The organism is Streptomyces pactum, assembly GCF_002005225.1.
Taxonomy (GTDB): Bacteria; Actinomycetota; Actinomycetes; order Streptomycetales; family Streptomycetaceae; genus Streptomyces; species Streptomyces pactum_A.
Window position 1 is genome coordinate 938,079 of record NZ_CP019724.1, and the last position, 17,031, is coordinate 955,109.

Genomic DNA, 17,031 nt, shown 5'->3' on the forward strand with positions numbered 1-17,031 from the left:
GTCCCCTCATGGTCACCCAGACGGGGCGCCTGGGGAAGAGCGCCGGGACCGCGGAGACCGGGGAGCTGCCGCCGGCCGGGCAGGCCCCGGCGGCCGGGCGGACCCCGGCGGCCGGGCGGACCCCGGCGGCCGGGAGAAGCAGCAGTCGCCGCAGATCCCTGAGCCGGGCACCCGGTAGTACAGGCAGCAACTGCGGCGCCGGAAGGCGGGGAGGGGGCCGGGCTCGGTGCCGGGGTCGGATTCGCAGCCGGGGCCGGGTTCGGTTCCGGTTGCGGTTTCGGTTGCGGTTTCGGTTGCGGTTTCGGTTTCGATTGCGGTTGCGGGGAAGGGCCCGGTTGCGGGGAGGGTGCCGGTGAAGGTGCCGGTTCCGGTGAGCAGGGGGTGGTCGAGCAGGCCGGTGGTCAGCGAGCGGGCGTGGTCGGCGATGTCGGCACGGCCGTGGTGGCCGGCCCAGCGCTCCAGTTCCCGGCCGGCGCCCGCCAGCGCGGACGCGGCGTTGCCCCACAGCAGACCGGTCGCGACGCGGTACCGGGTGTGCAGGGCGGCCGTCAGTGGTGCCAGGTGGCCGCGGAGCACGGCTTCCCCGATGGTCCCGACGTCGCCGGGCAGGGGGCGCAGCTCGGCGAGCCACAGGTCGTCGGGTGCGCCGGCGTCGGGGTCCCAGCGCAGCAGTCGCGGGGCGAGGTCGGGGACGCCTCCGTAGCGGACGGCGCATCCGAGCGCCACCGACCACAGACGGGCCGCCAGCCCCTGGTGGGCCACGGAGGCGGCGACGCGGATCTCGGGGGCGCGCAGTACGGCGGCGACCTTGCCGACGCGGAAGGCGAGCGGGTCCTCTCCGGCCCCTGCGTGAACGTCCGGCGCCACTCCTCCGTACACCGGTGCGTAGGCGTGTGCGAGGGTGGGGAGCGCCAGGGGCGGCGACGGCCGCGAGGCACGCAGGACGAAGAAACCGCCGAGCGGGCGCAGTGCGGCGAGGCCGGGGTCGGAGTCCAGGTCGAGGTCCACGGGGAGCAGTAGTATCAAGGCCCTTAGGGGCGTGGGTCAGGGGCGCGGTACTTCCGGCACCCACCCTGGGGAGGACGGCGCCGCCGTCATACTCCATCGGCAGTAGGACCCAATGAGTGCTCAGGGACGACGACGGGAAGACCCTGAGACGGCATCGTGTTGTCCATGGAAGACGACCGTTCGCCGCACCGGGCCCAGGGCCCCCGCCCCCCGCAGAGGAGCAGCCGATGAGCGCCCTCGCGTTGTCCGTGCTGCTGTCGCTCGTCTCCGCCGTGGCGTATGCGGGCGGAGCGATCGTGCAGGAGCAGGTCGCGGCGTCCTCACCGGGTGCTCAGTACGCTCCGCTGCGCCGGCCCGGCTGGTGGGCGGCGGTCGGACTCAACGGGCTCGGTGGCCTGCTGCACGTCGTGGCCCTCGCCCTGGGTCCGCTGAGCCTGGTGCAGCCGCTGGGCGCGCTCACCATCGTGTTCGCCCTGCCCATGGCGGCGGTGTTCGTGGGCCGCAAGGCCGGCACGGCGGCCTGGCGGGGTGCGCTCATGGCGACGATCGGTCTCGCGGGTCTGCTGTCCCTGGTCGGCGCGTCCGGCTCGCAGTCGCTGGACACGGCGCAGCGGGTCGGGGCGGCCGCCGTCACCGGCGGTGTGGTCGTGGCGCTGATGATCGCCGGCCGCGCCGCGCACCGGCACCCGGCGGTCCGCAGCATCCTGCTGGCGACCGCGGCGGGCATAGCCTTCGGCATGTCCTCGGTCTTCACCAAGACGGTCGCGGTCGACTGGACCGGCGGGGTGTCGGCCGCCGACCTGCCGTCCCTGGCCGTGATCGGCGTACTCGCCACCGCCGGCATGCTGCTGTCGCAGGCCTCCTACCGGGGTGCCGGCCTCGCGGCCCCACTGGCCACGCTGACGGTCGTGAACCCGGTGGTGGCCGCGGTGGTCGGCATCACGATGTTCGGCGAAACCTTCCGCTACGGGACGACGGGCACCGCGCTCGCCCTGAGCTGCGGTGTGGTTGCCGCGGGCGGACTGATCCTGCTGACGACGGAACGGATCGCCCGGGAGGCCGCCGAGGAGGCCGTGACCGTCCCGGCGGGTGCCAGGACGGTCGTGTCCGCCGGGACCGGGGCGGTGCCGGTCGAGGACGCGCTGGTCCGGGACGCACGGGAAGCCCCGGGCGATCGAGGCGTTCACGGTGCCCGGGGTGTTCGGGATATTGAGGGTGTTCGGGGCGTCCGGGGCGTTCGGGACGGAGGCGGGACGCGGGTCGCCCCGCTGTCCGACAAGGTCTTCGTACCCTCCCCTGTGTCACCGGCGGTCCCGGACACCGTCCCCGCCGAGGAGAGGTACGAGGAGAGGTACGAGGACCGGGAACCGGCGGAGAGCGACGACGTACCGCTCTCCTACGGCCCCTTCTACGGCGGTCCGTTCGTCCCGCCGCCCGTTCTCAGCCGGAACCGGGTGCGGATCAGATCCTGACGCCACCGGCCCGCAGATACGCCACCGGGTCGACGTCCGAACCGAAACCGGGCCCCGTCCGCACCTCGAAGTGCAGATGCGGGCCCGTGCTGTTGCCGGTGGAGCCCGAACGGCCGATGCGCTGACCGGCTCCCACCGCCTGACCGTCCTTCACCGAGATCGCCGAGAGGTGCGCGTACTGGGAGTAGCGGCCGTCGCTGTGCCGGACGACGACCTGGTACCCGTAGGAGCCGCCCCAGCCCGCGCTGACGACCCGGCCCTCCGCGACCGACTTGACCGAGGTACCGGTGGGGACGGGGAAGTCGACGCCGGTGTGGTAGCCCTTCGACCAGGAGGAGCCCGCCTGATGGTAGGGCGTGCCGGTGGGAGCGTCGACGGGTGCGACGACGCCGTGACGGGTGGTGGCCTTGTCGGCCTTGCTCGCCTTCTCGCCCTTCTCCCTCTCCCCCCGCTTGTCCTGCTTGTCCCGCTTGTCCTTGCCGCTGTCCGGGGCCGACTTTTTCGGCTGCTTCTGCTTCTGCTGCTTCTGCTGCTTCTGCTGCTTCTGCTTCTGCTGCTCGGTGGCCGTCGCCTCGGACCCCTCGGGCGTCCTCGACCCGGTGCGGGACGCCGCGGTCCCGTCGCCGCGCAGGGCCAGGCGCTGGCCCGGCAGGATCAGGTCGGGGTCCGTACCGATCGCGTCGCGGTTGGCGTCGTACAGCCCCTGCCAGCCGCCGCGGACCCGCTTGGTGTCGGCGATACCGGACAGGGTGTCGCCGGTGACCACCGTGTACATCCTGCCCTTGCCGGCCCGGGACTGCGGGGTGGTCTGGGGCTGGACGTCCTTGACCGAGTCGGACTTCGCGGAGGACTCTTTGGCCGGCTTGCCGGCGGCCGACTTCTCGGGGGTCCTCTCCGGGCTCCTCCCGGTCCCCGCTCCCCCGGCCGGACGGATGTCCGGAGCGCCGCCGCCCCGGGCCAGTCCGGCACGCTCCGAGCATGCCGGCCAGGCGCCGGGTCCCTGTCCGTCGAGGACCTTCTCGGCGATCGCGATCTGCTGGTCCTTCGTGGCCAGGTCCGCGCGCGGGGCGTACTCCGTGCCGCCGAACGCCTCCCAGGTGGACTGGGTGAACTGCAACCCGCCGTAGTAACCGTTGCCGGTGTTGATGTCCCAGTCGTTGGTGGACTCGCAGGCGGCGACCTTGTCCCAGGTCTCCACGTCGGCCGCGTGCGCCGTACCGGTACCGATGAGCGGGAGCGCCAGTCCCGCACCGCCCGCGGTGACGGTCAGTGAGGCGCGGTTGATCCTGTTCGGCTGATACCGGCGGTGCCGGCCGCGTACGGCCATGGAGGTCCCCCTCGACATTGCGTCAGGAGTGGCAAAAGTAAGGGTCGGCAACAGGCCATGACAAGACGGCAATCGGCCGGTTGGTCACGCCAAGTGGCCAAGAAGGTGTGGCCGTTGGCCGGATGAGACGCGGGCCCGCTGAGGCACCGGGCCCCTCCCGTGCGTACTGGAGTCCGCCGGGCCAGGAGCAGGTGCGACCCCTGTACCGGCACGTCAGGATGGTTCGAGCGGAGAGACTGGCCATACTGACGGCACGACGGCACGACGGCACGACGGCACGACGGCACGACGGCACGACGGCACGACGGATACAGAACACCAGGGACACCAGGGACACAGGGCACCCCGGGTACAAGGCACCACAGACACCAAGGCCACTAGGAGCCATCCCAATGAGCACTACAGCGCAGATCGGCGTCACGGGTCTCGCGGTCATGGGCCGCAACCTCGCCCGTAACTTCGCCCGCAACGGCTACACGGTCGCGGTACACAACCGGACCGCGTCGCGCACGCACGCGCTGGTGGAGGAGTTCGGGAGCGAGGGCGACTTCGTCGCGACCGAGACCGCCAAGGAGTTCGTGGCGGCGCTGGAGCGGCCGCGGCGTCTGGTGATCATGGTGAAGGCCGGTGACCCGACCGACGCGGTGATCCGGGAGTTCGCCCCGCTGCTGGAGCCCGGCGACATGATCATCGACGGGGGCAACGCCCACTTCGCGGACACCCGGCGCCGGGAACGCGAACTGCGCGAACAGGGCATCCACTTCGTCGGCACCGGCATCTCGGGCGGCGAGGAGGGCGCGCTCAACGGCCCGAGCATCATGCCGGGCGGTTCGAAGGAGTCGTACGGCGCACTCGGCCCGATGCTGGAGAAGATCTCCGCGAAGGCGGCGGACGGGGCGCCCTGCGTGACGCACGTGGGTCCCGACGGCGCCGGGCACTTCGTGAAGATGGTGCACAACGGCATCGAGTACGCCGACATGCAGCTCATCGGCGAGGCGTACCAGTTGCTGCGCGATGTCGCCGGGTACTCACCGGCGCAGATCGCGGACATCTTCCGCACCTGGAACACCGGCCGCCTGGACTCGTACCTGATCGAGATCACCGCCGAGGTGCTGTCGCACGTGGACGCGGCTACGGGCAGGCCGTTCGTGGACGTGGTGGTCGACCAGGCGGAACAGAAGGGCACGGGCCGCTGGACGGTGCAGATCGCGCTGGACCTGGGCGTGCCGGTGTCCGGCATCGCGGAGGCGGTCTTCGCCCGGTCCCTGTCCGGGCACGCCGAGCTGCGGGAAGCGTCGCGCGGCCTGGCCGGCCCGAAGGCGTCGCCGCTGGGCGAGACGGAGGCGGGTGCCTTCGCCGACCGGGTGGAGCAGGCGCTGTACGCGTCGAAGATCGTGTCGTACACGCAGGGCTTCCACGAGGTGGCGGCGGGCAGCGAGGAGTACGGCTGGGACATCGACCTGGGGGCGGTCTCCGCGATCTGGCGCGGCGGCTGCATCATCCGCGCGGCCTTCCTGGACCGCATCCGCGCCGCGTACGGCGCCCGGCCGGATCTGCCGAGCCTGCTGTCGGACGAGACGTTCGCGCAGGAGATCGCCGACGCGCAGGACGACTGGCGCGAGGTCCTGATCGCCGCGACCCGGCAGGGCGTGCCGACGCCCGGCTTCGCCGCCGCCCTCGCCTATTACGACGCCCTGCGCGCCGAGCGGCTGCCGGCCGCGCTGACCCAGGGGCAGCGGGACTTCTTCGGGGCGCACACGTACCGGCGGACCGACCGGGACGGTGCGTTCCACACGCTGTGGGGCCAGGACCGGTCCGAGGTCACCGCGTAGCCGTACATGGTGGGTGACGGCAGGGTGGGGGCGAGGGACGACTGTGTGGTCGGCCGACGCCCCCAGCGGTCGCGGTGCGCCCTGCCCGGGTGCGCGGCCGTTGCCCGCGGCTCAGGTTGTGCGGCCCGTTGCCCGCGGCTCAGGTGAGCGGTGGCCCCGGTTCGGGGTTGGGCACCGGCTCGGGTCCCGGCGGGATCGGCGAGGGGGACGGCTCAGGGGGACCCGGGTGCGGGGGCGGCGGGGTCGGCTGCGGGCCGGGACCCGGGGGCTGGGGTGTGGGTTCCGGGCCGGGGCCCGGGGGAGGCGGAGGTGCCGGTTCCGGACCGGGGCCGGGCGGGGGCGTCGGGGAGGGGCCCGGGGGCGGCACCGGGTCGGGGTGGGGCTGTGGCTCCGGGTCCGGACCGGGGGTGGGCCCCGGAGTGGGCCCGGGCGGAACGGGATCCGGATACGGGTTCGTCATGGTGCTGTCCTCCGGCCAGTCGGTCGACATCGGCTCTGGACTTGTCCCCCGCCTACCCGACCGCCGCCTGCCCACTCACTCCCCCGCACGAACGGCCGGACCCGGGTGGCCCAGACGACCGGCCCTCGAGGTGCTGGGCGGACGCCGATACAGGCAGCGGCAGGCAGCGGCAGGCAGCGGCAGGCAGCGGCAGGCAGCGGCAGGCAGCGGCAGGCAGCGGCAGGCAGCGGCAGGCAGCGGCAGGCAGCGGCAGGCAGCGGCAGGCAGCGGCGAACACTACCCCGGGCACGCTGCGGCGGCCCCGGCGGCCAGTCCCGGCGCGGGGCTGGCCAGCACCGGGACGGAGGCCTTCGTCAGTTCCCGGGCCGGTGCCATGGACGCCTGGGCCAGGACGATCGAATCGGCGTCACGGACGGCGTCGGCCGCCTCCGCCACCAGGCGCAGATAGCCCTCGGTGTCCCCGCCCTCGAACCGCGGCCAGGCGCCGTCGACGAGGAGAGTCCGCACCTGAACGGGACGGCCGGCGATCCGGGCCTCCTCCCCGATCAGTGCCGCGGTCGGCGCGAGCGTGCTCTCGAGGGCGGCGAGGACGACGACGCGCGGACCCGCGGCCACCGCTGCGGCGGCCATCGGCCGGTCGACCCGCAACACCGGTACCCCAACCCGGCCGGCAGCCGCCTCGGCGACGGCGCCGATGGTCGAGCAGGTGCACAGAACGGCCCGCGCGCCCTCGGCGACGGCCTGTCGCAGCACGGCCCGCACGGCGTCCGTCACCGTCTCCGGCCCCTCGCGCCGCGCCCGGTCCAGCAGCTCGGCGGCGACGTGATGCCGCAGCTCCAGCCCCGGGTGCGCCTCGTCACGCAGGGCGTCGAAGACCGGGACGTGAACGGGCGAAGTGTGCAGCAGCGCCAGCACGCGGGGCCCCTCGTCGTAGTAGTTCCTGATGACCGCGTGCCTCTCGGAGTCCCGCGTTCCCCCGGAGGCTCCGGAGTTCTCCGGTTCAAAATCCTTCGGGGTGCGCCACGAGCCACTCCTTCGCCGCGCGCAGCAGCTCGGGATCGGCCGCGGGTGCCTCGTCCGGGTGGCGCTCGGCCCACTTCACGACGTAGGGACACAGCGGGGCGACGGCGACGCCCTCGCTGCGCGCGACGGCATACAGCTCACGCGCGAGCGAGCCCGCGATGCCCCGGCCCTCGTGGGCCGGTTCGACGATCGTGTGCACGGGGACGAGGGCGCGCTCGGGAGCGTCCAGGACGAAGTACTCGATACGGCCGACGACCTCGCCGGCGCCGACCGCCTCGAGGCGGCCCGCCGCCCGGTCGTCACGGATCTCGATCTCGCTCACGGCCACGCTCCTAGTCCGCGCAGGTTCGGTACGTCAGGCCGACACGGCCTGCGGGCTGCGTTCCTGGTCCGAGCCCGGCACCGGCTCGGAGGCGTCGGCACCCAGGGCGACGATACGGTTGTCGCCGTCCACGTGCACGACCCGCGGCTTCAGCGCCCGCGCCTCGGCGTCGGTGACCTGAGCGTAGCTGATGATGATCACCAGGTCGCCGGGGTGGACGAGATGAGCGGCGGCCCCGTTGATCCCGACGACTCCGGACCCCCGCTCGCCCTCGATGACGTACGTTTCCAGCCGGGCGCCGTTGGTGATGTCCACGATGTGCACGAGCTCGCCGGGCAGCAGATCGGCGGCGTCCAGCAGATCGGCGTCGATGGTCACCGAGCCGACGTAGTGCAGGTCGGCCTGGGTGACGGTGGCGCGGTGGATCTTGGACTTGAACAGAGTACGCAGCACTTGGACTCCTCTGAGACGGCTCCCTGCCTGCTTTCTGCAGGTCAAGGGCGTCCTCGACTTTACACCGACACCCCCGTTCGATGTTTGTGAGGAACATCGCTCCGGTCGGGCTGGACGGCTTCCTACCTGGGCTTTCCCTTCACACCGGCGCCTGTTGGGACGATCGCCCCGGAACGTGCGGGGACTCATGCTGACCAGATGCTGACTAGTCCTGTGTAGCGACATGGCTTGTCAACTGCTTCCCCTGGAGCTGGAGTTCAGTGCCGGGCAGACCTTGCTGGCGCGGCCCGGAACGGTGGCAGCAGGTCGGCGTCTTTGACCGGCTACACCGGATTTTGCCGGCCGAACTGAACGCGGTCGGCGAACTCGACTGGTCGCGGGCCCGCGTGGACGGCTCACACATCCGCGCGGAAAAGGGCGTGCCGACACGGGTCCGTCGCCGGTCGATCGGTACAAGACGGGCAGCAAACACCACCTGATCTGCGAAGGACGGGCTACCCGCTCAAGGTCATCACCACCGTGGCCGATCACCTCGTCCACGCCGCCGGCCAACAGCCCGGAAAGAACCGGCGACTGCGCGGTGCGTTGCCCCGGGCCGCTACGAATCCGACGCCTTCGTGCCGTGCGGGGGCGTACGTCCACCGCGTGCCCGGGACGTGAGCGAGTCGGACGAGCACGGCACGGGCGGCGCGGAGGAGTTGAGCCCTCGACCATACGAGGACAGGCTGATCAGCCTCGCAGGGAGCGCATCCATCTCTGCGACCAACCGGTTCGGGCCGTCTGTCACCAACACCTCGGCTCCGCGTCCCGCAGCGGCCTCGGGTCGCATCAGGCGAGGGCGTGACTGCGGCCGGCCTGCAGGATCTCGCCGGAGAGCCCGGGCTCGACGTGGCGTACGGCGCGGGCGATCATCAGTGCGCCGACCATTTCGCTGAGCAGGCGGACGGCCTTCTGACGGGCTTCGGCCGGGTCGAGTTCGTGGCCCTTCTCCCCTGCTTCGCGCAGGAACTCGGTGGCGAAGCCGGTCAGATAACCCTCGACGCCTTCGGCGTACACGCTCTGCACCGCTTCGTTCTGCCGTCTGGCGTCGGTGACCAGGGAGGCGGAGGGGCAGCCGCCGTCCGCGGCGTCACGGTGTGCGGTGGACAGATACCCGGCCACGACGCGCTCCAGCGGGAGGCCTGCCTTGTCCTGACCATCCTCGATGATGCCTGCCAGGCTCTCGAGTGAGGCGGCGAAGGAGGCCCTGCACACCTCGACCACCAGGTCGTTCTTGGAGGCGAAGTGGTTGTAGAAGCCGCCGTGGGTGAGTCCGGCTTCCTTCATCAGCTCGGCGATACCTACAGCGTCGATGCCCTGCGAGCGGAACATGCGGCCCGCCGCTTCGAGGATGTTCTGCCGGTTGCGGGCCTTGTCCTCCTTGGTGATCCGCGGCATTGCAGTCCTTCCGCCGTCGTTCCCGACTTGACCTTTTCGATGACGACCTTCATCATAACAGAAGTTCCAATGACGCCTATCATCAAAATGGTCGTCGAATAGAAGCGCCGTACGTGCCCCGATGCGGCACCGTTCCGGCCCGTCCGTCCCAGGGATCCGACGATCCGGCGGGATCTCAGCATCTATCGGGTGCGCCGCAGGGGCTTACCCCCCGCGGCGACACCAAGCACCGAGGAGAGCAGAAGTGACACGCAATGAAGAGGTCGTTCGCGAGGCATACCGGCTGGCGGAAGGGAACGTCCTCGACGGACACGGCTTTCGCGCCTTGTTCACCGAAGACGGAACCTTCAATGACCTGCCGAACGCGATGACCCTCCGCGGGGACGAGATCGCACAGGGACTGGCGGGGCTGGCCGGTGTCTTTCCCGACATCCACCGTGAGCTGCTCGCGGTGCATGTGCTCGGTGACGTCGTCGCCGTCGAGCTGCGGATCCAGGGGACGCATCTCGGCGCGTTCCCGACTCCTGTCGGCGAAATCCGTCCCACCGGGAACCGTATCGACGTGCCAACGGCGGACCTCTGGTACCTCCGTGAGGGGAGGGTCGAAACGTTCAACTGCTACAACGCGGCGAACGTGTTGCTCGCGCAGATCGGGGCCACCCCCGACTTCACGTCGGCGATCGAGGCCGCCAAGACGGCCGCCACACGGGCGTAGTTCCACCGCGCGGCACCGAGCAGGCGACAGAAGCTACGCCGAGGCGGCCACCACCGGCAAGGTAGTGGGCCCCGCGTTCGTGCAGGTAGGCAGCGTGGTGGTGCTGGGTGTGCAGGGCATCCGCGGTGGCGACCGCGCCGGTCAGGTCGATGCCGTCCAGGAGCGGGGCGAAGGCCGGCGTCTCGTTGCTCTTGCCGTAGATCTGGCGTTGGGCGAGGACCTGGCCACATCGGGTCATCGTGGCGAGCAAGGCGGTGGCCGGCTGTTTCGTGGTACGAGAGCCGCCTAGTGTCTTGCCGTCGACGGCGATCACCTTTCGTCCGAGGGCCGGGGCCTGGCGTTCCCGGAGGAAGTGGCCGATGGCCTGGCCCAGGGCGTCGCCGTCCGCGGCGGCCAGGACGAGGCGGATGGTCGTGGCGTGGGGCGGGCGGATCAGGCCGGTCAGCGGGTCGGGCGGGAAACCGAGCAGGGCCAGGACACGCTGCGGGGCATCGGCGACCCACTCGCCGATCGCTGTGATCGATGCGGCGCCGGACAGGACGGCGCAGGCCCCAGCGGTGAGCAGGGCCGTCCATGGGTGACGGACGCCTCGACAGGCCCCCGATCAGGGCACCGCGGCCAGATGACTGAGTTCAACGATGCCTCACCACGTAGGACGCGGTCTTAAGTAGCTGTTGTCGTACCGAACCTGAGGGCGGTGTTTTCGCAGGCCAGGCATAGGATCGGTGACTTCTTGGGAGTTGTGGCCTGTCGTGTCGTTGCTCCCTGGGAGGTTATGGATGCCGTCGGTTGTCGGACTGCTGGAACAGCACGAGCTCGCCGCTCGCCGTCGAGTTGACGGGCTGCGGGAGGAGGCCGACCGTATTCAGGCCGAGCTGGCCGCGGCCGAGCAGGAATGGCAGGAGTGGGCTATCGCCCGCAGGCGGGTCGATGTGGTGCTGGCTCCGGACGGCGGAAACACCGCCGACACGACCACCCCGGACCTGCGGGATACGGACGCGCAGTCGGCGCCCCGGGATGCGGCGAAGCCGAAGTCGCAGGTGCCCGTGTGGCGTGAGGGGCTGGCCTGGTCGGTGCTGTCGGTGGACTACCAGCGCCTCCTCACAGTGCTCGCGGACCGGTCCCGGCTCGGTCAAGGGCCACTGACCTGCCAGGAGATGGCCGCCGCGTTCGGTATGGAGGTGGTGCCGGCGCGGGTGGAGACGCTGCGGTCGAAGGCGAAACGACTGGTGGCTCGCGGCTGGCTGGCCGAGCAGCAGCCGGGCCGCTTCACGCTTGCGGCGGGCGTGGCCGAGCCAGGCGGCGAGTCATGAGCAGGATCATCGACCAGTAGGTCATCGCTTCGGCGCTGGTAGTGCGGCGCTCGTAGTCGCGTGCCAGGCGGCGGGTGCGCATCAGGTGGGCGAAGAACCGCTCGGCGATCCACCGCTTGGGCAGCACCACGAACCCCTTCTGGTCGTCGCTGCGTTTGACGATCGCCAGGACCAGGGCGAACGTGGCCAGGCAGTACTCGACGAGGCTGCCGGTGTAGCCGCCGTCAGCCCAGACCAGGGCCAGCAGGTGGTGCGCGTCAGCGACTTGTCGCAGCAAGACCTGGGCGGCTGCGCGGTCGCCGGTGTCCGCGGCGGTGACCATCACCGCGAGCAACAGGCCGAGGGTGTCGACCACGACGTGCCGCTTGCGCCCGTTGATCAGCTTGCCGCCGTCAAAGCCGCGGCTGTCGGAGCCGACGACGGCGTCCGCCTTGACCGACTGCGAGTCGATCACCCCAGCCGTCGGCTCCGTGTCCCGCCCCAGCCTTTCGCGGACCTGACCGCGTAGCCGGTCGTGGAACTCCTTGATCAGGCCGTGGTCGCGCCACCGGCGGAAGAAGGCGTAAACGCGGTCCCACGGCGGGAAGTCGGCCGGCATCGCCCGCCACTTGATGCCGTTGTCGACCAGGTAGCGGATCGCATCGAGTATCGCCCGGTGGCAGTACGCCTCGGGCTGCCCGCCCCGGCCGCGCAGCCAGCCCGGCACCGGCAGCAGCGGCCGGACAGCCGCCCACTCCGCGTCCGTCATGTCCGTCGGGTAACGCGGCCGCCGCGTCCCATTGTCGGCGGCGTTTCCGAACCGGTGAGCCAGGCAGTCACACTCCCAGGTGACCGAGCTGGACTGCCCGGCCATCGGCACGGAAGACTGCTGCACCAGGGCCTCCTGCTGCTCGGTGATTCGACACCAACGAGCTGTTCAGGAGGCCCTGTCCATATGCGTCCAGCCCTCCGCGACCACTCAATCGAGACTCCCGTTCGACGCGCATCTCTCAAGATCGGAACAACAACAGCCACTAAGGCATCCGTAAGAGCGGTCCCTGCCCAGCGACGCTCTAATCCTGGTCTCAGGTTGATCGCTGACAATGAGCGGCAAAAACATCGACTGGAAGGGGGCGGGCCGGCGTGCGGATCATGATCGCGGATGACGACGCGGCCATCCGTGACTCGCTGGAGCGGGTGCTCCAGGTCGAGGGTTACGACACCAGCACCGTCGCCAACGGTTTCGCCGTGCTCGACGAGGTCGTTGGGGCCGGCGGTGACACGCTGGATCTGCTGCTCCTCGACGTGATGATGCCCCGCCTCGGCGGGTTGGAGACCTGCCGGCGACTGCGGGCCGCGGGCCGGGATCTGCCGGTGCTGATGCTGACCGCCCGTGACCAGGTCTCCGACCGGGTCACGGGGCTGGACGCGGGCGCCGACGACTACCTGCCCAAGCCGTTCGCCACCGAGGAGTTGCTGGCCCGAGTGCGGGCCCTGCTGCGCCGGCGCGCACCGGCCGACGAGGAGTCGCACATCCTGTCGTTCGCCGACGTCCGGCTCGACCCCGACAGGTTCGAGGCGTGGCGGGGCGGGCGGCCACTGCACCTGACCCGGACCGAGTTCTCCCTCCTGGAGGTCCTCTTGTCCAACGCGACCCGGGTCTTGACCCGCGACGCACTGTTCGAGGCGATCTGGGGCTTCGGTATGAGCTCCACGGCCAACAACCTTCAGGTTTACGTGAGCTATCTGCGCCGCAAGATGGAGTCGGAGGGTGAACCGCGATTGATCTACACAGTGCGTGGCCTGGGATACACGTTGCGGGAGACCCCTCCGTGAGCAGGACCGCCGGCCGGGGGCCGCGCCGGCTGATCCGATGGTGGCGTCGGCGGTCCCTGCGGGCCAGGCTGACGGTGATCGCGGCGACTGCCATCGCGGTGAGTGTCTTCGTGGCCTTCCAGGTGGCCAGCGAGCTGTTGGCCTGGCATCTGCGGGACACCGTCGAGGAACAGCTGCGCGCCGATGCCCGCGTCCTGGCGACGCACGCGGAGCGCGCCGATCTGGCGCAGGTCGAGCTGCCGCCGTATCCCGGATCCGGCCAACTGGTGCGGGTCATCCTGCCCGACGGCTCGATCCGGACGCCGGCCGGCCAACCCGCGCTGCCTCCGGTCAGCGAGAACGCCGGGCGCGTGGCGCGGGGCGCGTCGGCCGACCTGTTGGAGTCGGACGGCAGCGACGAAGAAGGCTACGCCATCTACACACTGCGGGCGGGCGATGGCGCGGTCCAGGTGGCCCGCGTCGTCGACGACGGCCCGATCAACCAGTTCGGGTTCGGCATGCTGCTGATCGGGCTGCTCTGCGTGGCCGGCGGCGCCCTTGTCGGGCGGACCGTGGCGCGGACCGGGCTGGCACCGATCGACCGGCTGACCGCCGCCGCGGTACGTGTCGCGCACACCCGGGAGCTCGACGCCGACATCCCGGACGAGGGCGGTGGGGAGATCCGGCGGCTGATCCGGTCGATCAACGACATGCTCGCCGCGCTCCGGGACTCCCGGCAGGCCCAGCGGCTGCTCGCCGAGGACGCCGCCCACGAGCTCAAGACCCCGCTCACCAGCCTGCGCCTCAACGTCGAGCTGCTGATCCGGCTCGATCGGCGCGGCACCCTGGACAGCGCACTGCCGGCGGAGAGCCGTACCCGGCTGCTGAACGATCTCGGCGCCCAGGTGTCCGAATTGAGCACCCTGGTCGCCGAGCTGACCGACCTGGCGCGCGGTGACGTCAGCGACGAGAGCACCGAGGTGCTCGATCTCGCCGATGTGGTGGTGGCCGCCGCGACCCGGGCGGAATCCCGCATGCCCGACATCGAGGTGGTGCTCGACGTGACCTCTGTGTGGGTGAGCGGGCGTCCCGCTGCGCTCGAGCGAGCGGTGCTCAACCTCATCGACAACGCCGGTAAGTGGTCCCCCGCCGACCAGCCGGTCCAGGTCCGGCTGCGTGCCGAGGAGGAGTCGGTGGTGCTCGAGGTCGACGACGCCGGGCCGGGCATCGACGCCGCCGACATACCGCGGGTGTTCGACCGGTTCTACCGTGCCGACACCGCCCGGGGGCTGCCGGGATCCGGTCTGGGACTGTCGATCGTGCGGCGGGTCGTCGACGCGCACGCCGGCCGGGCCACCGTCGCCCGCTCCGCACGCGGTGGTGCGCTGCTTCGGGTCGACCTTCCGGCCGCGGCCCCGCCCGCCCCGATCGCGCGGCTCACCACAGGGGAGGGCACCGCGGCGTCCTGACCCGCCCCGGCGGCGCGGCGCGGGACAAGGGACGGCGGCCCTCGGCCACGCCCCCCGGTGGTTCACCGTCCAGGCAGGGTGACGCGATGCGCCGAGCCCGGCCCCGGCGTGTGGCGCGGGACCGCAGGGCGGTGACCTTCGGGCCCACGAAAAGATCCGGGACAGGACCTGGAGCCCCGTCCCGGATCTCGTCCGTGCCGCCGCGCTCACCGTTGCAGCGCGGACTCCGCCTTGCCGGCGAGCGGCTGTCGACCGTCCGGCAGCTCCGCCGCTGGACGGAACAACCGGCTCGGCCACCACATCCGCCGGCCGATCAGCAAGGTAAGGGCGGGCACCAGGACCGACCGCACCAGCAGGGCGTCGAGCAGCACGCCGAAGGCCACCAGGAAGCCGACCTCGACCAGCATCACCAGCGGAAGTGTGACGAGGACCCCGAACGTGGCAGCCAGGACCAGGCCTGCCGAGGTGATGACGCCACCGGTGGCCGAGAGGGCTTTGAGCATGCCCCCTCTGGTACCGAGGCGCATGGTCTCCTCGCGGGCCCTGCTGGCCAGGAAGATGTTGTAGTCGACGCCGAGCGCCACCAGGAACAGGAACGCCAGCAGCGGCACCGAATAGTCGACACCCTTGAACCCGAGGATCGTGTCGAAGAGGAACACGCTGCCGCCGAAGGCCGCGGCGAATGAGACGACCACCGTGGCCATCAGGACCAGCGGGGCCAGGACCGCGCGCAGCAGCAGCCCGAGGATGATCAGGACGACGACGAGCACCAGCGGGATCACCAGCTTCTCGTCACGCCCGGTGGTCACCTCGGTGTCGAGGTTCTCCGCGCTCGGCCCGCCGACGATCGCCTCCGCCCCGCTCACCGTGTGCACGGCGGTGCGCACCCGCTTGATCGTGTCGTACTCCGCGGCGGTGTCCGGCGCGTCCTTCGGGAACACGGAGATGCTGGCCCAGCCACCGACGGTCTCCTCCGGGACGGCCACGGCCACGCCTCGGGTGTCCTCGACGACGTCGAGCACCTTCTCCTGCTGCGCCGGACGCGTGAAGACCGTCAGCGGCTGGCCACCGAGCTCCGGGAAGTGCTCGCGCAGAACGGTGAAGCCGGTGACCGACTCCGGCGTGGACAGGAACTGGTCCTGCTCCCGCAGGGCGCCGGTATTGCCCGCCAGCCCCAGGGCAAGCACGCCGAGGACTCCGAACGAGCCGAGCGTCGCCACCCACCGGCGGCGGTCGATGGCAGCGCCGAGCCGTCCCCACAGCCCCGGCTTCTCCTCCACGGCCGTGCTGAACCGCGGGATGGCCGGCCAGAAGATCCGCCTGCCGAGCACCACGAGCACCGCCGGGAACAGCGTCAGCATGGCTACCAGCGCGCACAGGATGCCGGCCGCACCGATCGGGCCCAGCCCACTGGTGCTGTTCAGGTCCGCGACGAGCAGGCACAGCAGGCCGGAGACCACGGTGGCCGCGGACGCGACGATGGCCGGCGCCGCGCCGCGCAGCGCGTGGACCATCGCGACCGGGACGCTCTCATGGTGGTGCAGTGCCTCCCGATATCGGGCGATGAGCAACAGCGCGTAGTCCGTTCCCACGCCGAACACCAGGATCGTCAGCAGCGCCGAGTTCTGGTCGTTGACCACGATGCCGAAGCCCTTGACAAGCAGGTAGACGGTCCCCATCGAGGTCAGTGCGGCCGCCCCGACGGCCACCAGCGGGATGATCCACAACACCGGGCTGCGATAGGTGAGGATCAGCAGGAGCGTGACGACGGCGATGGTGGTGAGGAGGACCTGCTCGTCTATACCGTCGAAGACGGCATCCATGTCACCGTCGATCGCGCCCGGTCCCGTCACCTCGAGTTCCAGCCCGGAGGGGCGGTCCTTCGTGGCGTCACGCAACGGGCCGACGAGCTCCTCCGGTGGGCCGTAGGCCGTGCTCACATCGAGGGTGAACGTCATCGCCTTGCGGTCGGTGGAAAGGCTCGTCGGTGAGCCCTCGTCGTCCGCGTCGCCCGTCTCCGTCGTCTTCGGCGGATACCGCTTGGCAAGGGCGTCGTAGTGACGCTCGACCGCCGCGCGGTCGGCGGCGGTCATGCCCTCTGCCCGGTGGTACACGAAGACGAACGTGCTGTCCTCACCACCGGGGAGCCTGTCGTCCAGCGCCGCCACCTTGGTGGACTCGGCACCGGCCGGCAGGGTGTCCACGGCGCTGTCGGTGGTGACCGAACTCAACTTCCCGCTCAGCGGCACCATGCCCGCAGCCAGCACCAGCCACAGGCCGATCACCAACCATGGCACCCACCGGCCTGCCAACCGACCGGCCGGCGCTTTCCCGGACGGCGCAGTGTCGACTGCCATCACAAGCCTCCTACACGCGAGTTGCATCGCTTATCTGGATGCGCACTTC

The 17,031-nt window shown here is 71.1% G+C and carries 14 protein-coding genes and 1 pseudogene; 6 read left to right on the forward strand and 9 right to left on the reverse strand.

Annotated features, from left to right (window positions below):
* Positions 1 to 12: 12 nt before the first annotated feature.
* On the reverse strand, positions 13 to 996 hold the full coding sequence (locus tag B1H29_RS04220; protein ID WP_055421593.1) for a ferric iron reductase: 984 nt from the start codon (positions 994 to 996) through the stop codon (positions 13 to 15).
* 239 nt (positions 997 to 1,235) lie between these two features.
* On the opposite strand from B1H29_RS04220, the gene B1H29_RS04225 reads away from it, so the two are divergent.
* Entirely contained in the window at positions 1,236 to 2,480 is a 1,245-nt protein-coding gene (locus tag B1H29_RS04225; RefSeq protein ID WP_055421041.1) for a DMT family transporter, read from the forward strand.
* Here the strand turns inward: B1H29_RS04225 and B1H29_RS04230 are convergent.
* Positions 2,470 to 3,807, reverse strand: coding sequence for a transglycosylase family protein (locus tag B1H29_RS04230; protein WP_055421040.1), 1,338 nt, complete (start codon positions 3,805 to 3,807; stop codon positions 2,470 to 2,472). The genes B1H29_RS04225 and B1H29_RS04230 overlap by 11 nt on opposite strands.
* A gap of 392 nt (positions 3,808 to 4,199) precedes the next feature.
* Between B1H29_RS04230 and gndA the strand changes: the two genes are divergently transcribed.
* A complete protein-coding gene (gene gndA / locus B1H29_RS04235) occupies positions 4,200 to 5,639 on the forward strand; it encodes an NADP-dependent phosphogluconate dehydrogenase (protein ID WP_055421039.1) in 1,440 nt (479 codons plus the stop codon).
* Between the two features lie 736 nt (positions 5,640 to 6,375).
* On the opposite strand, the gene B1H29_RS04240 is transcribed toward gndA, so the two are convergent.
* From B1H29_RS04240 to B1H29_RS04255, 4 genes are all read right to left on the reverse strand, one after another.
* The gene (locus B1H29_RS04240) at positions 6,376 to 7,014 is read right to left on the reverse strand and encodes an aspartate/glutamate racemase family protein (RefSeq protein ID WP_055421038.1); all 639 of its coding nucleotides are present in this window, start codon (positions 7,012 to 7,014) and stop codon (positions 6,376 to 6,378) included.
* Positions 7,015 to 7,099: 85 nt separating this feature from the next.
* A complete protein-coding gene (locus B1H29_RS04245) occupies positions 7,100 to 7,444 on the reverse strand; it encodes a GNAT family N-acetyltransferase (protein ID WP_055421037.1) in 345 nt (114 codons plus the stop codon).
* A gap of 33 nt (positions 7,445 to 7,477) precedes the next feature.
* Positions 7,478 to 7,897 carry an aspartate 1-decarboxylase gene (panD, locus tag B1H29_RS04250; protein ID WP_055421036.1) on the reverse strand — a complete coding sequence of 140 codons (420 nt, stop codon included), beginning with the start codon at positions 7,895 to 7,897 and terminating at the stop codon, positions 7,478 to 7,480.
* A gap of 828 nt (positions 7,898 to 8,725) precedes the next feature.
* Positions 8,726 to 9,334 carry a TetR/AcrR family transcriptional regulator gene (locus B1H29_RS04255; protein WP_055421035.1) on the reverse strand — a complete coding sequence of 203 codons (609 nt, stop codon included), beginning with the start codon at positions 9,332 to 9,334 and terminating at the stop codon, positions 8,726 to 8,728.
* A 244-nt stretch (positions 9,335 to 9,578) separates the two neighbouring features.
* Here B1H29_RS04255 and B1H29_RS04260 point away from each other — a divergent pair, with 244 nt between their 5' ends.
* The gene (locus tag B1H29_RS04260; RefSeq protein WP_055421034.1) at positions 9,579 to 10,049 is read left to right on the forward strand and encodes an ester cyclase; all 471 of its coding nucleotides are present in this window, start codon (positions 9,579 to 9,581) and stop codon (positions 10,047 to 10,049) included.
* Here B1H29_RS04260 and B1H29_RS04265 read toward each other — a convergent pair.
* Positions 10,003 to 10,629, reverse strand: a pseudogene (locus B1H29_RS04265) (ISAs1 family transposase); the annotation flags it as partial. The gene B1H29_RS04260 and the pseudogene B1H29_RS04265 overlap by 47 nt on opposite strands.
* Before the next feature lie 199 nt (positions 10,630 to 10,828).
* Between B1H29_RS04265 and B1H29_RS04270 the strand changes: the two are divergent.
* On the forward strand, positions 10,829 to 11,362 hold the full coding sequence (locus B1H29_RS04270; protein ID WP_055421032.1) for a hypothetical protein: 534 nt from the start codon (positions 10,829 to 10,831) through the stop codon (positions 11,360 to 11,362).
* Here the strand turns inward: B1H29_RS04270 and B1H29_RS04275 are convergent.
* Positions 11,319 to 12,110 (reverse strand): IS5 family transposase, encoded by a 792-nt coding sequence (locus B1H29_RS04275; protein ID WP_055421592.1) that lies wholly within the window; start codon positions 12,108 to 12,110, stop codon positions 11,319 to 11,321. The two genes, B1H29_RS04270 and B1H29_RS04275, sit on opposite strands and share 44 nt — an antisense overlap.
* A 374-nt stretch (positions 12,111 to 12,484) precedes the next feature.
* Here B1H29_RS04275 and B1H29_RS04280 point away from each other — a divergent pair, with 374 nt between their 5' ends.
* Together B1H29_RS04280 and B1H29_RS04285 are read left to right on the forward strand one after the other, a co-directional pair.
* Positions 12,485 to 13,177: a response regulator transcription factor gene (locus tag B1H29_RS04280; RefSeq protein WP_055421031.1), complete on the forward strand. Its 693-nt coding sequence runs from the start codon at positions 12,485 to 12,487 to the stop codon at positions 13,175 to 13,177.
* The gene (locus tag B1H29_RS04285) at positions 13,174 to 14,625 is read left to right on the forward strand and encodes a HAMP domain-containing sensor histidine kinase (protein ID WP_055421030.1); all 1,452 of its coding nucleotides are present in this window, start codon (positions 13,174 to 13,176) and stop codon (positions 14,623 to 14,625) included. The genes B1H29_RS04280 and B1H29_RS04285 overlap by 4 nt, the downstream gene beginning before the upstream one ends.
* Before the next feature lie 206 nt (positions 14,626 to 14,831).
* On the opposite strand, the gene B1H29_RS04290 is transcribed toward B1H29_RS04285, so the two are convergent.
* Positions 14,832 to 16,982: an MMPL family transporter gene (locus tag B1H29_RS04290; protein WP_055421029.1), complete on the reverse strand. Its 2,151-nt coding sequence runs from the start codon at positions 16,980 to 16,982 to the stop codon at positions 14,832 to 14,834.
* Positions 16,983 to 17,031 lie beyond the last annotated feature (49 nt).